Here is a 20,186-nt window from a genome sequence, read left to right as displayed (position 1 = left end):
GACGGCCGGCGCAATATAAGGAGCGTGTTCGCCGCTCACCAGCCCCATGCCACCGGTCTCTCTCCTCCTGCAGGCCGGCCTCTGGCTGGGGGTGGCTGGCGCCGCGCTCACCGTGCTCACCGTGGTGGCCTTCCTGGCCCGCTGGGGTCCCCGCTTCCGCCTCGTGGGCATCAGCAGCTTCACCGTGCTGCTGGCGATCTTCTGCTGGGCCTTCGCCATCAGCTACGTGCCGCGCCAGAGCGTCGAGGGCGCCCTCACCGTGCCGATCGTCTTCGACAACGGCTCGAATCTGGTGGTGGCCGCCTATCCGGCCGATGCCCCATCCGAGGCGGTGCTGCCCACCCTCCAGCAGCTGGCCCTCAATCTCCGGCCCCAGGGGCGAACCAGTGAGGACGGCGTGATTCACATCCGCCTGCGACGGCTGGACGCCGCCGCCGATGGGGCCTCCCGGCCGGTGGTGCTGGCGGAGGCGACCCGTGATCTCACCAGCGGCGAGCTGCAGCTCGAGCCCTGAACCTTGAGCCCTGAACGCCGCTCCGATCAGGCGGATGGCCTGCCCCGGCTGCCGCCCACCTACCGCCACGAACAGGAGGTGCTGGAGGCCGCCGGAATCCGCAGCTGGAGCCGGCTGGCCGCCCTCGCCGATCGGGACCTGGACCGACTCAGCGCTGCGGGCCTGGCCACGGCCGCTCGGCTGCGTCGCCTGCGCGGCCAGGCCCGGATGATGGCGGAGACCGGACTGCCCCATGAGGTGGCGGCGCTGCTCCTCCATGCCGGCATCCCGGACGCGGCCAGCCTGGCGGCTGCCAGACCCCAGGACCTGGTCACCCAGGTGGGCCGGCTGCGGCGCCGGCTCTTCCGCGGCGCCGGAGGAACTCCCGATCTGCAGCAGGCCCGGTCCTGGATCGCCGCCGCGCACTCAGGACGCATCCGGTCACAGAGTCGGCCGCCGAACTGACCCAGCCATGGGAACATCTCGCCGCCGCTGGATCTGGAATGGAGGGGACCCAGGAGGAGGTGCCATGCCCACCACAACCCTCCGGACCCCACCGGCCCGGCCATTCCGTTTCCGCCGAGGCCGTGCCGTCGCTCTCGGCCTGGTCTGCCTCGGCCTCGCCGGTCTGAGCGGCCTCCCCGCCCTGCGCGCCGCCTCGCCCATCCTCGAGGAGGTGAAAAGCAACCCCGGCAAGGCCCGCGCCCTCTGCTCCCAGTTCAAGGCCCTCAACAACTCCGGCCAGCAGGCCACGTCCCAGGCCGCCATCGCCCAGGTGGCCCGCCAGGAGAACCTCTCGCCGATGGACGCCGAGATCCTGATCACCTACGTCATCGGGCTCCACTGCCCCGATGTCCGCTGAGCTCGTCACCCGGGAGCATCGGATTCCCTGCCCGGATGGCGTGCAGCTGGCCGCACGCTCCTGGAGAGCCGCCGGCACCATCCCCCTGCCCACCCTGCTGATGCGTCAGCCCTACGGGCGGGCGATCGCAGGCACCATCACCTACGCCCACCCCAGCTGGTACGCCGCCCATGGCTACTGGGTGATCGTGCAGGACGTGCGCGGCCAGGGCGATTCGGATGGCCGGTTCGGCGGCTTCGCCCAGGAGGCCGGGGATCTGCACGCCACCCTGGCCTGGCTCCGGCGCCAGCCGCTCGGGAACGGCCGGATCGGCCTCTACGGCTTCTCCTACCAGGGGCTGACCCAGCTGCTGGCCCGGCCGGACACCCCCCCGCCCAGCTGCATGGCCCCGGCCATGTGCGGTCCGGATGAGCGCAGCCACTGGGCCAGCGAGGGAGAGGCCCACTGGTGGGGGCTCGGACTCGCCTGGGCCCTGCAGCTGGCCGCACTGCAATGCCGGCGAGGCGGCCGGAACGATGACTGGTGGCGCATCCGCACCAGCCTGGAGAGCGGCGCCTTTCTCAGGGAGGGGCCGGCGCTGCTCGAGCAGATCGACCCGGATGGCATGGGCTGGCGCTGGCTGCGGCAGAACCCGGCGGACCCATCGGCCTGGGTTCGCCATCCGATCCCGGCCGCCTGGCTGCGGCGGCCGCTGCTCCTCATCGGCGGCTGGTTCGATCCCCACCTGCGGGGCACGCTCGACCTCTGGCGGCGAAGCGTGGCCGCCGGGGGGAGCCCGGAACTGCTGATCGGCGCCTGGTCCCATCTGCAGTGGGACCGGCGCTGCGGCAGCCTCGATCTGGGCCCGGGGGCCGCCGGAGGGGTGGACCGGCAGCAGCTGGCCTTCTTCGAGCGCCACCTGCGCGGCGACGAGGCGTCCGATCAGCCCGCCGGCCGTGCCTTCGACCTGGGTTCCAGCCGCTGGCGTGATCTGACGCGGGGCTCTGCCGGCGGCACTCCGCCGGCCTGGGAGCTGGCGGGGAACGGCCTGGCGGCCTCCAGCACCGATGGTGGCCTGCTGGTGCCCCGGGGCGAGATGTCCCTGCCGCCGGCCGCCGTCCCAGCGCCGGAGCCCCCTGCGCCGCCGGTTCTCTCCCTGGTGCACGACCCCTGGCGGCCGGCGCCCGGTCGGGGCGGCCATCTGGGCCTGGATGCCGGACCGGTGGATCGCGCCGATCTCGATTCGCGCACCGACGTGATGGTCTTCACCGCCTCCCCTGAGGCCGCGCCCCGCACCCTGTTCGGTCAGCCGCTGCTGCAGCTGGAGGGCTGGAGTGATCAGGAGGGATTCGATCTCTGCTGCACCCTCTCGCTGCTGGAGGCCGATGGCCGCCGCTCGCTGCAGATCAGCAGCGGCGTGGCCCGCTTCCTGGGCGAGGACTGCCGCAGCCCGCGCCGGCGCGAGGTGAGGCTCCAGCCGCTGCTGGTCACCCTGCAGGCCGGGCAGGCTCTGCGCCTCTCCATCGCCCTGGCGGCCTGGCCGCAGATCGCCGTGAACCCGGGCAGCGGAGCCATGCCCTGGGGCCCGGCGGGCCCGGATCATCGCGTGATCACGTTGTCGCTGCGGCCGGCCGGCAGCGCCCTGATCCTCGAGCCCATGCCATCGGTCACACTGGCCCCAGCTGACTGAACCGGCCCGTGATGCTGCGCGCCCTTCTGGCAACGGCTGTGCTCGGCCTGCCGCCGCTGCTGACCGCTCCGCTGGCCGAGGCGGCGCCGATCACCGAGCTGAGCACCTCGCCCCAGCAGGTGCTGGCGGCGGCGAGCACCCTGCTCAAGGCCGTCCAGATCGGGGACGCCCAGGCGGTCTACGACGCCCTTGCCCCCTCCGTGCAGCAGGGCACCAGCCCGGAGCGGGTGCAGGCCCGCCTGGGCGAGCGGGGCGCGATCCGCTCCACCCGCATCACCCACCTGCACAGCGGCGTGGACGACAGCACCGTGGAAGCGGTGCTGGTGGATGAGAACGGCAGCCACCCCCTGACGATGGTTCTCGACGGTGGCGGCAAGCTGCTGGCCTGGGAATGGCACGGCGAGGAGAGTTCGCTCGAGCGGAGCGCCATCGGCTTCGTCGAGGATGTGTCCGCCGGGCGCTGGCTGAGGGCGCGGGAGCGCATGGTCCTGTCGCTGCAGGAGGATCTGCCGCCCGAATCGATGCAGGAGCAGTGGAACGGCCTGCAGGAGAGCACCGGTCCGTTCGAGGGGGTGCGGGGCGCCGTGGTGGCGAGCGAGGGCGGCGATCAGCAACTGGTGCTGGTCACCACGGACTTCGGACGCCTCACCGACAACATCTTCGTGATCTTTGATCGCCAGGGCCGCATCAGCGGCGTGGATTTCCCGGTTGTGGAACCCTGAGCCCGGTGGGGGTTGCGCCTTAAGCTCCCGCTCACCCGCTGCCTCTCCATGACCGCCACTGCACCGCTGGAGTGGATGGTCGACGACGGACAGCGGCTGGCGGAATGCCGCCACGACCATCCCTATGCGGTGCTCGGCCCGCAGCGCACCAGTGAGGGCTGGGTGGTGCGGGTGTGGATGCCCGAGGCCGACTCGGTGCTGCTGCTGACCAACGGGCAGGAGCAGCCGATGGACTGCCCCCATCACCCCTGGGTCTTCGAGGCCCGCCTCGCGAGCGACCCCGGTGCCGCCTACCGGGTGCGTGTGCAGCGCGGCGGCATCGAACATGAGCAGCACGATCCCTGGGCCTTCAGGGATGAGTGGATGGGCGAGCTCGACCGCCACCTGTTCGCGCAGGGCAACCATCACCACGTCTGGACCCGCATGGGGGCCCATCCCGGTGAGCGACACGGGGTCGCCGGCGTGCAGTTCTGCCTCTGGGCTCCCAATGCCCGCAGCGTGGCGGTGCTGGGCGACTTCAACTCCTGGGATGGCCGCCATCACCCGATGCAGCAGCGGCTCGGCGGAATCTGGGAGCTGTTCATTCCCGGCCTGGCGGAAGGCCAGATCTACAAATATGAGGTGCGCGCCCCGAACGGGGACTGCTACCAGAAGGCCGATCCCTACGGCTTCCAGCACGAGGTGCGGCCCAACCACGGGTCCGTGGTCTGCGGCCGTGGGCGCTACCAGTGGGACGACGAGGCCTGGATGGCCCGCCGCGACAGCCGCGATCCACTGGATCAGCCGATCTCGGTCTACGAGGTGCATCTCGGCAGCTGGATCCATGCCGCCGCCGACCAGCCGTTTCTCGAGCCCGATGGCCAGCCACGCCCTCCGGTCCCGGCGGCGGATCTGAAGCCCGGCGCACGGCTGCTCACCTACAGCGAGCTGGCGGACCGGCTGATCCCCTATGTGAAGAAGCACGGCTTCACCCACATCGAGCTGATGCCCATCTCGGAGCACCCGTTCGATGGCTCCTGGGGCTACCAGGTCACCGGCTGGTATGCGCCCACCAGCCGCTTCGGCAGACCCGACGAATTCCGGGCCTTCGTCGATCGGGCCCATGCCGAGGGCATCGGCGTGATTCTCGACTGGGTGCCCGGCCACTTCCCGAAGGACAGCCACGGGCTCGCCTTCTTCGATGGCGACCATCTCTACGAACACGCCGATCCCCGCATCGGTGAGCACAAGGAGTGGGGAACGCTGATCTTCAATTACAGCCGCAATGAAGTGCGCAACTTCCTTGTGGCCAACCTGGTCTTCTGGTTCGAGGAGTTTCACATCGATGGCATCCGTGTCGATGCGGTGGCGTCGATGCTCTACCGCGACTACCTCAGACCCGATGGGGAGTGGATCGCCAACGACGAAGGGGGCAGGGAGAACACGGAGGCAGTGCATTTCCTCCAGCAGGCCAATCATGTGCTGTTTCAGCACTTCCCCGGTGCCCTGTCCATCGCCGAGGAATCCACCACCTGGCCGATGGTGACCAAACCCACGCACATGGGCGGGCTCGGCTTCAACCTGAAGTGGAACATGGGCTGGATGCACGACATGCTCGATTACTTCGAGCTCGATCCCTGGTTCCGGCAGTTCCATCAGAACAACATCACGTTCTCGATCTGGTATCACTACACCGAAAACTTCATGCTCGCCCTCAGCCACGACGAGGTCGTGCATGGCAAGAGCAACCTGCTTCACAAGATGCCCGGCGACGACTGGCAGAAGTTCGCCAATGTCAGAGCGCTGCTCACCTACATGTGGACCCACCCGGGGAAGAAGACGATCTTCATGGGCATGGAGTTCGGTCAGCGGGCCGAATGGAATGTCTGGGGTGATCTGCAATGGTCCCTGCTCGACTACGAGCCGCACCGTGGCCTTCAGGCTCTGGTCTGTGATCTCAATGCGCTCTACACCTCGGAACCGGCGCTCTGGCACGACGACTTCGATGAATACGGGTTCCAGTGGATCGACTGCCGTGACAATCGCCACTCCGTGATCAGCTTCATGCGCCGGGCCAGCGGTGACCGAGGCTGGCTGGTGGTGGTGGCCAACTTCACGCCGCAGAGCCATGCCCACTACCGCGTCGGAGTGCCCCTGCCGGGCTTCTATGAAGAGGTCTTCAACAGCGACAGTGAGCGCTACGGCGGCAGCAACCTCGGCAATCTCGGTGGTGTGGCCAGCGATGCCTGGCGCATCCACGACTACGAGGATTCCATCGATCTCTGCCTGCCGCCGCTGAGCGTGCTGATCTTCCGTCTCGATCCGAGCCGGCCAGCGAGTGGCAACGGTGAAGGACGCTCAGTGGCGGCCACCGCCGCCGACGGCTCGAGCAAAGCGCTCAGCTAGGTTTTTCGCACCCTGTCTCCGTTCATGGCCGAGTCCCTCCCTCTGCTGCTTCGCGCTGCCCGCGGTGAAACGGTGGAGCGTCCGCCGGTCTGGATGATGCGGCAGGCGGGGCGCTACATGAAGGTGTATCGCGACCTGAGAGATCGCCACCCGGGCTTCCGGGAGCGCTCGGAGAATCCCGATCTCTCCTACGCCATCTCGATGCAGCCCTTCGAGGCCTTCCAGCCCGATGGTGTGATTCTGTTCTCCGACATCCTCACTCCCCTGCCCGGAATGGGCATCGATTTCGACATCGTCGAAAGCAAAGGTCCCCTGATCGAGCCGGCCATCCGCACGGCCGAACAGGTGGACAATCTCCGGCCCCTGGAACCGGCCGAAGCGCTCCCCTTCGTCGGTGAGGTGCTGACGCGGCTGAGGCAGTCGGTGGGCAACCGTGCGGCGGTGCTCGGTTTCGCCGGGGCCCCCTGGACCCTGGCCGCCTATGCCGTCGAGGGTCGCAGCAGCAAGAACTACGCCGTGATCAAGGCCATGGCCTTCCAGGAGCCCGAGCTGCTCCACCGTTTGCTGAGCCATCTGGCCGACGCCATCGCCACCTACATCGGCTACCAGATCGACAGCGGTGCCCAGGTGGTGCAGCTGTTCGATTCCTGGGCCGGCCAGCTCAGCCCCATCGATTACGACACCTTCGCCGCTCCGTATCAGAAGCGCGTGTTCGATGCGGTCCGGGCCAGCCACCCGGACACTCCCCTGATTCTCTACATCTCAGGCAGTGCGGGTGTGCTGGAACGGATGGCCGCCACCGGTGTGGATTTCGTCTCACTCGACTGGACCGTGGACATGGCCGATGGCTGCGCCCGCCTGCCCGAATCCGTGGGTGTGCAGGGGAACGTGGATCCAGGTCTGCTCTTCGGCACCCCGGAGGCGATCCGTGAACGCATCTGCGACACCGTGAGAAAGGCGCGGGGCCGCCGCCACATTCTCAATCTGGGTCACGGGATCCTTCCCGGCACTCCCGAAGAGAACGCCCGCGTCTTCTTCGAGGCCGGCAAATCGGTGAACGACCTCCTGGGTGCCACCGCTTGAGGATCCTGATCACAGGCGCCAGCGGCTGCGTCGGTCAGCACGTGGCCGCACGCCTGCTGGAGCAGAGCGATGCCGAGCTGATCCTCTGGCTGCGGGATCCGTCGCGACTGACCGCCGTGTCCGCGGATCACCCCAGGGTCCGGCTGCTGGTCGGTGATCTGCGCGAGCCCGAACCCCATGCCGAGGTGCTGGCCACGGTGAACCGGGTGATCCACACCGCCACGGCCTGGGGCGATCCGGAGCTGGCCCTGGCGGTGAACGTGGTGGCGGTGAAACAGCTGCTCGATCACCTCGATCCGTCGTGTCTCGAGCAGATCCTCTACTTCTCCACGGCGAGCATCCTCGATCGGCAGCTCAAGGTTTTGCCCCAGGCGCTGCGCGACGGCACCGAATACATCCAGACCAAGGCCCAGTGCCTGGAGCAGCTGGAGTCCCATCCCCTGGCCGATCGGATCATCGCCCTCTTCCCCACCCTCGTCTTCGGTGGCCGGGTCGATGGCAGCGGCCCCTTTCCGCGCAGCTATCTCACCGCCGGTCTGGTCGAAGCCTGCCGCTGGCTCTGGCTGGCCCGCTGGCTGCGGGCCGATGCCAGTTTTCACTACATCCACGCCGAGGACATCGCCCGGGTCTGCGCCCACCTGGCTCTGCACCCGCACGAACCGAACCGGGAGCCTGGCCAGGGGGCACTGCGGCGGATCGTTCTCGGCCAACCCGCGGTGAGCGTCAACCAGACCGTGGCGGCCCTCTGTCGCTGGCGCCGCACCTGGCGGCCGCCCGGCATTCCCCTCAAGGGCTGGCTGATCGAGGGCCTGATCCGCATCCTCCCGATCGAGATGACGCCCTGGGACCGCTTCAGCATCGGCTATCGCCATTTCCTGCATGAGCCGGTCAGTCCTCCGGAGCGTTTCGGACTGAGCAGCCATGCCGCCAGCCTCGAGGCGGTCTTCGAGGATGCGGGCCTGAAACGCAGCGGACGCGCCTTATAATTTCGCCAAACTTCAATCCTGCTTCAGCATGGTCAGGTTTGCATCCAGGGTCATGCGTCAGCTGCTCACAGCGGCCGTCGCCCTGGTTCTTTTTGCCGGTCTCGGTCTGCAGTCCGTTCAGGCTGCCACCTCTGAGGTGAAGCTCGGCGCCGACAGCGGCATGCTCGTCTTCGAACCGGCCAACGTCACCATCAAGAAGGGTGACACCATCCGCTTCGTCAACAACAAGCTGGCCCCTCACAATGTCGTGTTCGACGGTCACGATGAGCTGAGCCACCAGGAGCTGGCCTTCAGCCCCGGCGAATCCTGGGAGACCACCTTCAACGAGGCCGGCAGCTTCGAGTACTACTGCGAGCCTCACCGCGGCGCCGGCATGGTCGGCACCATCACTGTTGAGTGAGGTCTGAGTCTGGGCGCTCCCCGCACCGTCCCAACCTTCACAAGCGGCTGTCAGCAGCCGCTTTTTTCATGCCCGGACGCACCGATTGTGTCGATCGGCCTCCGGCGGCTGGTCGGCACTGCGCGCGATTCATAGCTTGAACGCAGCGCTGGAGATCGATCCATGCCATCCCTCCGACGGTGGCTTGCCCCAACCCGGCTCCTCCGTGCCGGGGTGCTGCTCCTGCTGGTGGCACTGCTCACGCTGGGGCCCAGCAGCGCGCAGGCCAGTGAGCCCGGCCAGGGCGCCCGGGTGTTCTCCGCCAACTGCGCCGCCTGCCACATGGGGGGCGGCAACGTGGTTCATGCCAGGCGGACGCTGAAGCAGGAGGCCCTGGCCCGCTATGTGGAGAACTACAGCAGCGACCACCGCGCGGCGATCGCTGAACGCATCCGCAACGGCCACAACGCCATGCCCGCCTTCGCCGGCAGGCTGAGCGAGCCGGAGATTCAGGCGGCCGCCTCCTATGTGGACCGGATGGCCCTGCAGGGCTGGGGGCGCTGGCCCCGTCCCGAGGAGGGGTCGCGCCATGCCTGAGCCCACTCCGTCCTGGACCCCGTCACCCGAGCCACGCCCCCGCCGCGTCAGCCGCCCCGCTTCTCCACAGCCCCCGGCTCCGGCAGCAGATCGGGATCAGCAGCGCCGGCTGGAGCCGCTCAGGCGGTTCATGGCCTCCAGCCGCATCGCCCCGATCCGGCGGCTCAGCTGAGCCGGCTCAGCTGCCGCGCCGACGCTCGAGCACGGCGAGATAGAGCTCTTCCGGCACCTCGCGGATGTCGTATTCGCTGGGCAGCACCCCATGCACATGGCGATGCACAGCCATCCAGCAGTTGCGCTCGGGATCGGCCCCGGTTCCATCAAATTCGCGAGAGGCCGCAACAAGGGAGTCGATCAGGGCGTCATCCATCGGCACAGCAGGCGAGGGGGCACCATCCTGACCCGCGGCGGCCTGCGGTGGGGATCCCCACCGGAGCGGATCGGCCAACCCGACTGGGCATGGCCGGACACCAGCCATACGGTCGTTTCACCAGCGTTGTCAGGAGAGCGTCCCGATGAATCCCACCGCCGAGCAGTTCACCGAAAAGGCCTGGGCGTCCATCGTGGCGTCGCAGCAACTGGCGCAACAGAGGCGTCACCAGCAGATGGAAACCGAGCATCTGCTGCTGGCTCTGCTCGAGCAACAGGGCCTGGCGGGGCGCATCCTCGACAAGGCCGGAGCCTCCGTTGCCACGCTGCAGGAGCAACTGGATCAGCACCTTCGGCAGCAGCCATCACTGGCCACACCACCGGAGAGCGTCTATCTCGGCAGTGCCCTCAGCAGCACTCTGGATCGTGCCGATGCGCTCAAGCAGCGCTACGAGGACCACTACATCTCCATCGAGCACCTGCTGCTGGCCCTGGCGGAGGACGATCGCTGCGGCCGGCGTCTTCTCAGCCAGAGCGGTGCGGATGTGGCTGGGCTCCGGCGGGCGATCGAGGCGGTGCGCGGCAGCCAGAAGGTGACCGACCAGAACCCGGAAGGCACCTACGAGTCGCTGGAGAAATACGGCCGGGATCTCACGGCCGCCGCCCGTGATGGGAAACTCGACCCCGTGATCGGCCGGGATGAGGAGATCCGGCGCACGATTCAGATCCTCTCCCGCCGCACGAAGAACAATCCCGTGCTGATCGGTGAACCCGGCGTCGGCAAGACCGCGATCGTGGAGGGTCTGGCGCAGCGGATCGTCAACGGCGATGTGCCCCAGGCGCTGCAGAACCGTCAGCTGATCGCCCTCGACATGGGGGCCCTGATCGCTGGAGCCAAGTACCGAGGTGAATTCGAGGAACGCCTCAAGGCGGTGCTCAAGGAGGTCACCGCCAGCGACGGTCAGATCGTTCTATTCATCGATGAGATCCACACCGTGGTGGGCGCCGGTGCCACCGGCGGTGCCATGGACGCCAGCAATCTGCTCAAGCCGATGCTGGCCCGCGGCGAGCTGCGCTGCATCGGTGCCACCACCCTCGATGAGCACCGCCAGCACATCGAAAAGGACCCGGCTCTCGAGCGGCGCTTTCAGCAGGTCTTCGTCGATCAGCCCAGCGTGGAGGACACGATCTCGATCCTGCGCGGCCTCAAGGAGCGCTATGAGGTGCACCACGGCGTGCGCATCGCCGACAACGCCCTGGTGGCGGCGGCGATGCTCAGCAACCGCTACATCGCGGATCGCTTCCTGCCCGACAAGGCCATCGATCTGGTCGACGAATCGGCCGCCCGGCTGAAGATGGAGATCACCTCCAAGCCGGAGGAGATCGATGAGATCGACCGCAAGATTCTGCAGCTGGAGATGGAGAAGCTCTCCCTCGGCCGTGAATCGGACTCCGCCAGCCGCGAACGGCTCGAACGGCTCGAACGGGAGCTGGCTGAGCTCTCCGAGCAGCAGAGCGCCCTCAATGCCCAGTGGCAACAGGAACGGGGGGCCATCGATGAGCTCTCCACCCTCAAGGAGGAGATCGAGCGGGTCCAGCTGCAGGTGGAGCAGGCCAAGCGGAGCTACGACCTCAACAAGGCCGCCGAGCTCGAATACGGCACGCTGGCCGGCCTGCAGAAGCAGCTGGCCGACAAGGAAGCGGCGCTCTCGGCCGCCGAGGGGGGTGAGAAATCCCTGCTGCGGGAGGAGGTCACCGAAGAGGACATCGCCGAGGTGATCGCCAAGTGGACCGGCATCCCGGTGGCACGACTCGTTCAGTCGGAGATGGAGAAGCTGCTCCAGCTGGAGGACCAGCTGCACGAGCGCGTCATTGGCCAGGAGGAGGCCGTGCGCTCGGTCAGCGATGCGATCCAGCGCTCACGGGCCGGCCTGTCCGACCCCAATCGTCCGATCGCCTCCTTCCTGTTCCTCGGTCCCACGGGGGTGGGCAAGACCGAGCTCAGCAAGGCCCTGGCGGCCCAGCTGTTCGACAGTGACGACGCCCTCGTGCGCTTCGACATGAGCGAATACATGGAGAAGCACGCTGTCAGCCGGCTGATCGGTGCGCCTCCGGGCTACGTGGGGTATGAGGCCGGCGGTCAGCTCACGGAAGCGATCCGGCGCAGGCCCTATGCCGTGATCCTCTTCGACGAGGTGGAGAAGGCCCACGCGGATGTGTTCAACGTGATGCTCCAGATCCTCGACGATGGTCGGGTGACCGACGGGCAGGGACGCACGGTGGATTTCACCAACACCGTTCTGATCCTCACCAGCAACATCGGTAGCCAGTCGATCCTCGATCTGGCCGGCGATGACAACCGCCACGGTGAGATGGAGCGGCGCGTGAATGATGCGCTGCGCAGCCACTTCCGACCGGAATTCCTCAACCGCCTGGATGAGAAGATCATCTTCCACAGCCTGCGCGGCAACGAACTGCGCCAGATCGTGGAGTTGCAGGTGGAACGGCTGCGTCGCCGGCTCGAGCAGCGCCATCTCGGCCTGGAGCTCAACGGAGAGGCGCTCGACTGGCTGGCCTCAGCCGGCTACGACCCGGTCTATGGCGCCCGGCCGCTCAAGCGGGCGATCCAGCGCGAACTGGAGACCCCGATCGCCAAGGCGATCCTCGCGGGCAGCGTCAGCGAGGGCGGCTTCGTCTCCGCCAGGGTCGACAACGAACGCCTCGCCATCAGCAGCGGACAGGCGGTGTCGGCGCCGGACGGGGTGTGAGTTCAGGCCATAGGGTTTGTCTTCGTGATCCGGTTGCCCCAGCGGCCGCACCCCCCTGACCCGCCTGCACCCTCACCAGCGCTCCACGCTGATCCGGGCCGTGGCCACCACGGCCGCCCTGCTGGCCGGCGCTGCCGCCGGCCTTCCGACTCCTGTCTTCAGCGGCGAGGGCCATCGGAACGGCAAGCCGATGCAGGCCCTGTTCGATCGCCGTGAGGATGCGGAGCGAGCGGCACCGTCCTTCGGCTGCACCGGTGCCCACCGCATGGGCAACCAGTGGATGCCCTGTGCTGCCCACTCCGAGCACACGGGGATGGAATGAGCAGCACCGTGCCGACCGATCAGCCTGAACAAACCGCGGAACCCTCCACCGCCGGCCACTGCGGCAGTTCCCCGAGGCGTGTGGCGATCGGGATCGCTCCCCTGGGCTTCATCTCGATCGGCATCGTGCCGATGGGGGTGATCACCATCGGCGTGGTGCCGATGGGGGTCGTGTCCGTGGGGGTGGTGGCCATGGGTGTGATCAATGCCGCCGTGGTGGGCATGGGCGTGCTCGCCGCCGGCTGGACCACCATGGGCGTCTGGACCTGGAGCCCGGCGGGTGCCGGTCACGGGGCCCACCACCACGGCGGCCATGGCGCAGCGCAAGGAGGGGCGACCAGCGACGGCGGATCGGCCAACACCCTCGCCTACCCGACCCGGGCGGAAGCGGAGCAGCGGGCCCTCGAGATCGGATGCGAGGGGGTGCACCGGATGGGCAACTTCTGGATGCCCTGCAGCGAGCACCCGGAGTGAGCCCCTCAGGGCAGCAGGGCGTTGATGCGCTCAGCCAGTTCCCGATCGAGTGACGACAGCCCGCCGCAGTCGTGGGTGGTGAGATCGATCACCACCCGGTTGTAGACGTTGCTCCATTCGGGATGGTGGCCCAGGCTCTCGGCCAGCAGGGCCACCTGGGCCATGAACCCGAAGGCGGTTACGAAGGAGGAGAAGCGCAGCTCCCGGTGCAGCTTGCCCTCCTTGAGCTCCCATCCCGGCAGGGCCTGGGGCAGGGCGGCAATCGCATCGGCGGTGAGGGGCTCGGCAGCCATGAATGCGTCAAGATGCGGACTGACCCAGTCTCCCAGCCGGAGATCAGGCTCAGTCCTCTCCCAGCCAGTGCAGGGTCAGCCGGCGCCTCAGGCCGCTCTGGTCACGGTGTTCCCAGAGGTAGACCGCCTGCCAGGTGCCCAGCAGCAGCCGCCCCTCCCGGAAGGAGAGCCCGAGGCTGGTCGCGGTAAGGGCAGTCCGCAGGTGGGCCGGCATGTCGTCCGGGCCCTCGTCGGCATGGGAATAGGGCCTGAGGGCGCCCTCGCCACTGATCGGGCGGGAACCCGCCTCGGGCACGAGGGCCCGGAAGTGGGCCTCGAGATCGGCCCGCACGCGGGGATCGGCGTTCTCGTTGACCGTGAGTGAGCAGCTGGTGTGCAGGCAGCTGATCTGCACCAGCCCCTCCCGCAGTCCGCTAGCGGCCAGATGCCGCCGCAGGGTGGGCGTCAGGTCGTGGAAGCCCCTGGCTCCCGTTGCGATCGTCAGGTCCTCGAACAGTTGCCGCATGGGTGGGTGCCCTCCGGTGCCGTGTCACGCCAGCGCCAGAATGGCGGCGATCCGATCACGGGAGCATGGCCCGGCTCATCCCAGCCCCTCCGCTCCTGCTGGCTGTTGTGGGCCTGACCCTGGCGCAGCCAGCCCTGGCTCAGCGCGTGGTGCCCAAGCTCAAGCAGGCCTGCCCCATGGGCTACGTGGACACGGCCAACGGCAAGTGCAGCACCCTCGGGGTCATGACCTACACCGTCGCCCCGCGCCAGGGCCACGGTTGCCCCCAGGGATGGATGAACGTGGGGGGTGGATACTGCCGCCGGAAGTGATCAGCCCACCATCCCAGCCCGACCTCACACTGCTTTTCGATGGAGGCTGCCCGCTCTGCCTGAGGGAGGTGCGCTGGCTGGAACGCCGCGACGGCGGCCGGGGGCGCCTGTGCTTCGTCGACATCGCCGCACCGTCCTACCGGCCTGAGGACCATGCCGGCATCACCTACCGCCAGGCGATGGCCACCATCCACGGGATCGGTGCCGATGGGGAGGTGCTCTCCGGGCTGGCCGTCTTCCGGCGGGCCTATCAGCTGGTGGAGCGCGGCTGGATCTACGCGCCCAGCACCTGGCCCCTGCTGCGGGGCCTCTGCGATCGGCTCTACAGCCTCTGGGCCGGCTGGCGTCTGCGTCTGACGGGCCGGCCCAGCCTTGATCAGCTCTGCGACGAGCGCTGCCGGATTCCGTCATGAGCGCCGAGAGCTCCGCCTTCAGCGAGCTTCGCGGCCACCTGCATCGCACCCGTCTGCTCCGCTCGATCAGCAACACCCTCAGCTACGACCAGCAGACGGCGATGCCGCCTGCCGGCAGCGACTGGCGTGGCGAACAGCTGGCCCTGCTGGCCGAGCAGCTCCATCAACGCCAGAGCAGTGAGGGCTACGGCGACCTGCTCGCCGCTGCCGAATCGGAGCTGGCCGAGCAGGCTGGGGCCTCTCCGGACCTGGGACGCACCCTGCTGCTGCTGCGGCGGGAGTACGAAAGGCAGCGGGCTCAGGATCCAGCGCTGGTGGTGCGGATCGCCGAGGCCAGGGTCCGGGGGTCGTCGATCTGGCAGGAGGCCCGGCGGCGCAACAGCTTCCGGCTCTTCGCGCCCGCCCTCACCACTCTGATCGAGCTGAGGCGGGAGCAGGCCCGACAGCTCGCCTCCGCCGAGCCCGGGGCGAACGGCTGCTGGGAGATCCTTGCCCAGCCCTTCGAGCCCGATGTGCGGGCACCGCGGCTGGAGCAGCTGTTCACGCCTCTGCTGGATCAGCTGCCGGCGCTGCTGGAGCGGGCCCGGTCCCGGGCGGCGGAGACCGCCGCTCCGGCGCTGCCGGCCGACCTGCAGGAGCGGCTCTGCCGCGATCTGCTCCGGGGCTGGGGCTATGACCCCTCCCGTTGCAGCCGGGCCCTCTCAGCCCACCCGTTCTCCAGCACCCTCGGCCCGGCGGACTTCCGGATCACCACCCGGATCGTCCCCGATCAGCCCATGGCCTCACTGCTGGCCACCGCGCACGAATGGGGCCATTCCCTCTACGAGCAGGGTCTGCCCCACAGCGACGAGCAGGACGCGCCCTGGCCCCTGGGTCAGGCCACGTCGATGGGCGTGCACGAATCCCAGGCCCTGTTCTGGGAGTGCCGCGTCGCCCGCAGCGAGGCGTTCGCACGCCGCTGGCACCGGCCTCTCGTGGAGGGTCTGGGGGCGGACCCGTGGGAGAGCCCGGGCGGGCTGTGGCGCAGCCTCAATCCGCTCCATCCCGGCCTGATCCGGGTGGAGAGCGGCGAGCTCGGCTACTGCCTGCACATCGTGCTCCGCTTCGAACTGGAACGCGCTCTGCTCGAGCAGGATCTGCCGGTGGAGGAGCTGCCCGAGCGCTGGAACCGGCGCAGCAGCGAGCTGCTGGGGATCACGCCGCCATCGGATGCCCAGGGCTGCCTGCAGGACATCCACTGGGCCGAGGGCCTGTTCGGCTACTTCCCCTCCTACGCCCTCGGTCATCTGATCAGCGCTCAGCTGAGCGAGGCGATGGAAGCGGAGCTCGGTGCCGGCACCGAAGCCCTGATCGAACGGGGAGAAGACGCGCGCATCCTCTCCTGGTTGCGCCACCACGTGCACCCGCTCGGACGACGGGTCAATGGGGAGCAACTGGTGCAGCAGGTCAGCGGCAGACCCCTGGAGGCCACAGCGTTTCTCCGTCACCTGAGCGGGAAGCTGGAGCGGCTGCTGAGCAGCGACCGCTGAGGTGGCCGACGGTTGAGCGCGGCTGGCCGCAGACGGAGGCGGACAGCCCTGCCCCGTAGGATTCCGGCCCGAAATGGTTGTCATCACCCCCCATGGCCAACGTCGACAGGGCTCCGAGCCGCAGCATGCCCAACCTGCTGCATGTGCTTCCCGCCTTTGCCGATGAGGGCGAGCTGAGGTTGAACACAATCGTTGAACTCAACTCCGGAACGATCAACAAGTACGAGCTGATCACCGAGACCGGCCATCTCAAGCTCGACCGCGTGGGCTACGCCTCGCTGGCCTACCCCTTCGCCTACGGCTGCATTCCCGGAACGTGGGATGAGGATGGCGATCCGCTCGACATCGAAATCGTCGGCGTGAGTGAACCGCTGGTGCCCGGCTCCGTGGTTGAGGCCCGCATCATCGGGGTGATGACCTTCGATGACGGGGGTGAGGTGGACGACAAGGTGATCGCCGTGCTGGCCGATGACAAACGCATGGATCACATCAGCAGTTATGAAGAGCTGGGTGCCCACTGGCTCAAGGAGACCCAGTACTACTGGGAGCACTACAAGGACCTCAAGAAGCCCGGCACCTGCACCGTGAACGGTTTCTTCGGCGTCGAGAAGGCCATCAGCATCATCAAGGCCTGCGAGGCGCGCTACGCCGAGACCATCGCCCCCACCGTGGTCGACTGAGCCGCTCGTCCGGCGGCTCTGCCGCTGCAGTGCCCTTAGAATCCCGCCGCAATTCCAAGGCGACGCTGTGATCAGGCTGCTTCAGGCATGCACCGTTCTTGCCGCCGGTTCCCTCCTGGCCGGGGTGGTGCCGGCCATGGCGGCCTCACCGGGCGGCAGTGCCGCTGATGAGGCCGGCGCTCCCCAGGCGCTCCCCGCAGAAGGCGCCGGCGACACGGACACGGCCCTTCAGACCTCCCCCTCAACCCTGACGGAGGGCAGCGGCTCGGAAGCGGTTCAGGAGGAGCCGGTGCCTGCGGTCAGCATCCTGCTCGATCTGAGCGACCGTCAGATCGCGGTGCTCCGCGATGGTGTGAAGCAGGGCTCATGGCCCGTCGCCATCGGTGATCCCAGAACGCCCACCCCCACCGGCACCTTCCGGATCGAGAACAAGGTGGTGAATCCGCAGTACCAGAGCACCAGTTCGGGCAAGGTCAACCCCACCATCGGCCCCTCCAGCCCACTGGGAGACCGCTGGCTCGGCTTCCTGCAGAGCGGCCCGAACCAGTTCGGCATCCACGGCACACCCTGGCCCCACTGGGTCAACACCCGCGCCGCCGTCACCAACGGCTGCGTTCGCATGAAGCACGACCACGTGCGCCGTCTGTTCGACCTGGTCGACATCGGCACGCCGATCGTGATTCAGCCCTGAGGGGTCAGGCGCGGGCTTCGGCGAAGATCTCGGCCAGGATCTCGCCGGCGCCCTGCTGCCTCAGGCGAGTCGCCAGCTCGATGCCCACCGCCTCGGGATCCGTGGTGGGGCCACTGACCTCATCCCGCAACAGCCGGGTGCCATCCACGCTGGCCACCATCCCCGTGAGGGTCACATCCGCTCCATCGATGCGGCTGTTCACGCCGATCGGCACCTGACAGCCCCCTTCCAGCGCTCTCAGAAAGCTGCGCTCAGCCAGGCAGCGCTGGCTGGTGGGTTCGTGCTGAAGCAGGCGGATGGTCTCCAGGATGCTGTCATCGCCGGAGCGGCACTCGATGCCGAGGGCTCCCTGGCCCACGGCGTGGAGGCTGATGGAGGGATCGATGGTTTCGTGGATCCGCTCGGCCAGGCCAAGCCTGGTCAGCCCCGCCGCCGCGAGGATCAGGGCATCGAACTCGCCGCTGTCGAGCTTCTCCAGGCGTGTGATCACATTGCCGCGCACATCCTTGAAGCGGAAGTGCGGGAACCGATGGCGCAGCTGAGCCAGGCGGCGCAGGGAACTGGTTCCGATCACCGCTCCGTCCGGCAGGCTGGTGAGGGTCTGATCCCTGTGCTTCTCGTGCACCACCAGGGCATCGGCCGGATCCTCCCGTTCCGTGATGCAACCCAGCATCAGGCCGTCAGGCAGCTGTGTGGGGAGATCCTTGAGGCTGTGAACGGCGATGTCGGCGCGGTTCACCAGCATCTGGGCTTCCAGTTCCTTTGTGAACAGCCCCTTGTCACCGATTTTGGCCAGCGCCACATCCAGGATCTTGTCACCCTGGGTGGCCATCGCTTCGATCGTGATCGTCAGATCCGGGCGGGCGGCCTGAAGCGTGTCGCGCACCCATTCGGCCTGGACCATGGCCAGACGACTACGACGGGACGCGATGCGCAGGGTTGCGGGGGCCATCGGATCGGCGCTGCAGCCTGAGGCTGACCGGAACGGAGCTCACAATACGCAGCCGCTGACCCCGAAGTTCAGCGCCGATCCGAAACAGGAGCTTATTTGATGTACTCCTTCAGAACCCCGTTGCGGTTGGGATGCCGCAGTTTGCGAAGAGCTTTGGCCTCGATCTGACGAATGCGCTCACGGGTCACATCAAAGATCTGCCCGATCTCCTCAAGGGTCTTCATGCGACCGTCATCCAGGCCGTAACGGAGCCGGAGAACATCGCGTTCACGGGGGCTGAGGGTGGCGAGAACGCCCTCAAGATCCTCGCGCAGGAGGTTCTTGGCCACATCCTGCTCGGGGTTCTCAATGTCGGCTTCGATGAAGTCGCCGAGGCGTGAATCCTCCTCCTTGCCGATGGGCGTTTCCAGAGAGATGGGAAGTTGCGCGCTCTTGGCGATGAAACGCAGCTTCTCGATCGTCATCTCCATGCTTTCAGCGATCTCCTCTTCTGTCGGTTTGCGGCCGAACTCCTGGCTGAGGACCTTCGTGGTCTTCTTGATGCGGGAGATGGTTTCGTAGAGGTGAACAGGAAGCCGGATTGTGCGGCTCTGGTCTGCGATCGCACGGGTGATGGCCTGCCGAATCCACCAGGTGGCGTAGGTGGAGAACTTGTACCCTTTTTCGTGATCGAATTTCTCAGCGGCACGGATCAGCCCGAGGCTGCCTTCCTGGATCAGGTCCTGGAAGGACAGACCACGATTCATGTATTTCTTGGCAATCGAGACAACCAATCGCAGGTTGGATTGCACCATCTTCTCCTTGGCCCGGCGACCGAGCATCAGCCGCCGACGGAACTTGATCAGTGGCATGTCCACGAGCGCCGCCCATTCCTTGTTGGAGGGAAGGTGGTCGTGGTCGCTTTCAAACTGGGCGGCCAGTTCCTCCAGATGGAGGAGATCGGCGATCTTGCGCGCCAGTTCGATCTCCTCATCCGGGCGCAGCAGGCGGATGCGACCGATTTCCTGCAGATAGACCCGGATGGAATCCTCGGTGTAGACCCCCTTCGGCCCCACCTTGATGCTTGCCAGGGCTTTGCTGGCCTTGTCCTCAGCTGTGGCGGCCGGACGCGCCGCGGCGCTCGCGGCAGGAGCCTTGCCTCCGCCGGCCTTCGCTGATGGTGCCGTGGTCGCCGCTGTCTCGGCTGCACCCTTGGTCGCGGCCGCTTTGGCTGTCGTCCGCTTGGAGGTGGCACGTTTGCCGGAGGCGGCCCCGGTCGAGCCGGATCCCGCGGCCTTGGCCTTGCTGCCGCCGGAGGCAGCGCGGCTCCGGGTCCCCGACGCGGCAGGGGTCTTGGCGGCTGTGCTCTTGGCAGCAGCAGTCTTGGACGCGGACCCCTCGGCCGACTTGGCGGTGCTCTTGCGCGTCCGACTGCCGCCGGTCGTCTTGGTGGTGCTTGCCGCGGCGGCCGCCTTGGCCGGCACTTCGGTGGGCTCTCCTCCTTGTGGCGCGAGCATCACGATCTCGGGCTTGGACTTCGCGGCGGCAGGGCTCATGGACGCAGTCGTTGAGGAAGCGGGTGGAGCGATTGGGCGTGCTGTCATGTCCGAAACCGTGCCCCCGGGCTCCTTCCACACCTTCTGTAGCCATGGCCTCCGGGAACGACCACGTTCCGGAATCGGAGCCAGGGCGGATGACAAGCAGGCGGAGCTGAACCGACAATCG

The 20,186-nt window shown here is 67.7% G+C and carries 23 protein-coding genes; 18 read left to right on the top strand and 5 right to left on the bottom strand.

The genetic code is table 11. From position 1 onward, the window contains the following. Positions 1–46: 46 nt before the first annotated feature. The 10 genes from EVJ50_RS03250 to EVJ50_RS03205 all read left to right on the top strand — a co-directional run bounded on the left by EVJ50_RS03250 (position 47) and on the right by EVJ50_RS03205 (position 9,176). Positions 47–514 carry a Ycf51 family protein gene (locus tag EVJ50_RS03250; protein WP_150882340.1) on the top strand — a complete coding sequence of 156 codons (468 nt, stop codon included), beginning with the start codon at positions 47–49 and terminating at the stop codon, positions 512–514. 3 nt (positions 515–517) lie between these two features. Beyond that, the gene (locus tag EVJ50_RS03245; protein ID WP_225323054.1) at positions 518–958 is read left to right on the top strand and encodes a DUF4332 domain-containing protein; all 441 of its coding nucleotides are present in this window, start codon (positions 518–520) and stop codon (positions 956–958) included. A 64-nt stretch (positions 959–1,022) separates the two neighbouring features. Then, positions 1,023–1,355 (top strand): hypothetical protein, encoded by a 333-nt coding sequence (locus EVJ50_RS03240; protein ID WP_370455577.1) that lies wholly within the window; start codon positions 1,023–1,025, stop codon positions 1,353–1,355. Next, positions 1,345–3,024: a CocE/NonD family hydrolase gene (locus EVJ50_RS03235; protein WP_150882339.1), complete on the top strand. Its 1,680-nt coding sequence runs from the start codon at positions 1,345–1,347 to the stop codon at positions 3,022–3,024. The genes EVJ50_RS03240 and EVJ50_RS03235 overlap by 11 nt, the downstream gene beginning before the upstream one ends. A gap of 11 nt (positions 3,025–3,035) precedes the next feature. Continuing rightward, positions 3,036–3,746, top strand: coding sequence for a DUF3887 domain-containing protein (locus tag EVJ50_RS03230; protein WP_150882338.1), 711 nt, complete (start codon positions 3,036–3,038; stop codon positions 3,744–3,746). A 48-nt stretch (positions 3,747–3,794) separates the two neighbouring features. Continuing rightward, the gene (gene glgB / locus EVJ50_RS03225; protein WP_150882337.1) at positions 3,795–6,131 is read left to right on the top strand and encodes a 1,4-alpha-glucan branching protein GlgB; all 2,337 of its coding nucleotides are present in this window, start codon (positions 3,795–3,797) and stop codon (positions 6,129–6,131) included. A gap of 24 nt (positions 6,132–6,155) precedes the next feature. Further along, positions 6,156–7,214: a uroporphyrinogen decarboxylase gene (hemE, locus tag EVJ50_RS03220; RefSeq protein WP_150882336.1), complete on the top strand. Its 1,059-nt coding sequence runs from the start codon at positions 6,156–6,158 to the stop codon at positions 7,212–7,214. Further along, on the top strand, positions 7,211–8,200 hold the full coding sequence (locus tag EVJ50_RS03215) for an NAD(P)-dependent oxidoreductase (RefSeq protein ID WP_150882335.1): 990 nt from the start codon (positions 7,211–7,213) through the stop codon (positions 8,198–8,200). Before hemE ends, EVJ50_RS03215 begins: the two co-directional genes overlap by 4 nt. Positions 8,201–8,252: 52 nt before the next feature. Beyond that, complete coding sequence (gene petE, locus EVJ50_RS03210) at positions 8,253–8,600, top strand: plastocyanin (protein WP_150882334.1); 348 nt, start codon at positions 8,253–8,255, stop codon at positions 8,598–8,600. 213 nt (positions 8,601–8,813) lie between these two features. Continuing rightward, complete coding sequence (locus EVJ50_RS03205; RefSeq protein WP_225323053.1) at positions 8,814–9,176, top strand: c-type cytochrome; 363 nt, start codon at positions 8,814–8,816, stop codon at positions 9,174–9,176. Between the two features lie 178 nt (positions 9,177–9,354). Here the strand turns inward: EVJ50_RS03205 and EVJ50_RS03195 are convergent, their stop codons facing one another. After that, positions 9,355–9,546 (bottom strand): hypothetical protein, encoded by a 192-nt coding sequence (locus EVJ50_RS03195; protein ID WP_150882331.1) that lies wholly within the window; start codon positions 9,544–9,546, stop codon positions 9,355–9,357. Positions 9,547–9,691: 145 nt separating this feature from the next. On the opposite strand from EVJ50_RS03195, the gene clpB reads away from it, so the two are divergent. From clpB to EVJ50_RS03180, 3 genes are all read left to right on the top strand, one after another. Further along, positions 9,692–12,313 carry an ATP-dependent chaperone ClpB gene (gene clpB, locus EVJ50_RS03190; RefSeq protein WP_150882330.1) on the top strand — a complete coding sequence of 874 codons (2,622 nt, stop codon included), beginning with the start codon at positions 9,692–9,694 and terminating at the stop codon, positions 12,311–12,313. Between the two features lie 100 nt (positions 12,314–12,413). Then, positions 12,414–12,635: a DUF3721 domain-containing protein gene (locus EVJ50_RS14855; RefSeq protein WP_225323052.1), complete on the top strand. Its 222-nt coding sequence runs from the start codon at positions 12,414–12,416 to the stop codon at positions 12,633–12,635. Further along, positions 12,632–13,108, top strand: a complete 477-nt coding sequence (locus EVJ50_RS03180; protein WP_150882329.1) for a hypothetical protein — start codon at positions 12,632–12,634, stop codon at positions 13,106–13,108. The genes EVJ50_RS14855 and EVJ50_RS03180 overlap by 4 nt, the downstream gene beginning before the upstream one ends. Positions 13,109–13,113: 5 nt before the next feature. Here EVJ50_RS03180 and EVJ50_RS03175 read toward each other — a convergent pair whose 3' ends face one another. Continuing rightward, a complete protein-coding gene (locus EVJ50_RS03175; RefSeq protein WP_150882328.1) occupies positions 13,114–13,401 on the bottom strand; it encodes a 4a-hydroxytetrahydrobiopterin dehydratase in 288 nt (95 codons plus the stop codon). 49 nt (positions 13,402–13,450) lie between these two features. Next, positions 13,451–13,906: a secondary thiamine-phosphate synthase enzyme YjbQ gene (locus EVJ50_RS03170; protein WP_150882327.1), complete on the bottom strand. Its 456-nt coding sequence runs from the start codon at positions 13,904–13,906 to the stop codon at positions 13,451–13,453. 65 nt (positions 13,907–13,971) lie between these two features. On the opposite strand from EVJ50_RS03170, the gene EVJ50_RS03165 reads away from it, so the two are divergent. From EVJ50_RS03165 to EVJ50_RS03145, 5 genes are all read left to right on the top strand, one after another. Continuing rightward, positions 13,972–14,217 (top strand): hypothetical protein, encoded by a 246-nt coding sequence (locus EVJ50_RS03165; protein WP_191964850.1) that lies wholly within the window; start codon positions 13,972–13,974, stop codon positions 14,215–14,217. Positions 14,218–14,285: 68 nt separating this feature from the next. Further along, a complete protein-coding gene (locus tag EVJ50_RS03160) occupies positions 14,286–14,630 on the top strand; it encodes a thiol-disulfide oxidoreductase DCC family protein (RefSeq protein ID WP_370455575.1) in 345 nt (114 codons plus the stop codon). Next, positions 14,627–16,159, top strand: coding sequence for a carboxypeptidase M32 (locus tag EVJ50_RS03155; RefSeq protein WP_150882325.1), 1,533 nt, complete (start codon positions 14,627–14,629; stop codon positions 16,157–16,159). Before EVJ50_RS03160 ends, EVJ50_RS03155 begins: the two co-directional genes overlap by 4 nt. Positions 16,160–16,251: 92 nt before the next feature. Beyond that, positions 16,252–16,839, top strand: coding sequence for an inorganic diphosphatase (locus EVJ50_RS03150; protein WP_150882324.1), 588 nt, complete (start codon positions 16,252–16,254; stop codon positions 16,837–16,839). A 67-nt stretch (positions 16,840–16,906) separates the two neighbouring features. Then, on the top strand, positions 16,907–17,530 hold the full coding sequence (locus tag EVJ50_RS03145; RefSeq protein ID WP_225323051.1) for a L,D-transpeptidase family protein: 624 nt from the start codon (positions 16,907–16,909) through the stop codon (positions 17,528–17,530). Positions 17,531–17,534: 4 nt separating this feature from the next. Here the strand turns inward: EVJ50_RS03145 and hemC are convergent, their stop codons facing one another. Together hemC and rpoD are read right to left on the bottom strand one after the other, a co-directional pair. Continuing rightward, positions 17,535–18,482 (bottom strand): hydroxymethylbilane synthase, encoded by a 948-nt coding sequence (gene hemC, locus EVJ50_RS03140; RefSeq protein ID WP_150882323.1) that lies wholly within the window; start codon positions 18,480–18,482, stop codon positions 17,535–17,537. A 92-nt stretch (positions 18,483–18,574) separates the two neighbouring features. Next, positions 18,575–20,017, bottom strand: a complete 1,443-nt coding sequence (rpoD, locus tag EVJ50_RS03135) for an RNA polymerase sigma factor RpoD (protein ID WP_150882322.1) — start codon at positions 20,015–20,017, stop codon at positions 18,575–18,577. Positions 20,018–20,186 lie beyond the last annotated feature (169 nt).

This window comes from Synechococcus sp. RSCCF101, from assembly GCF_008807075.1.
Taxonomy (GTDB): Bacteria; Cyanobacteriota; Cyanobacteriia; order PCC-6307; family Cyanobiaceae; genus RSCCF101.
This window is presented reverse-complemented; position numbering and strand designations above follow the sequence as displayed.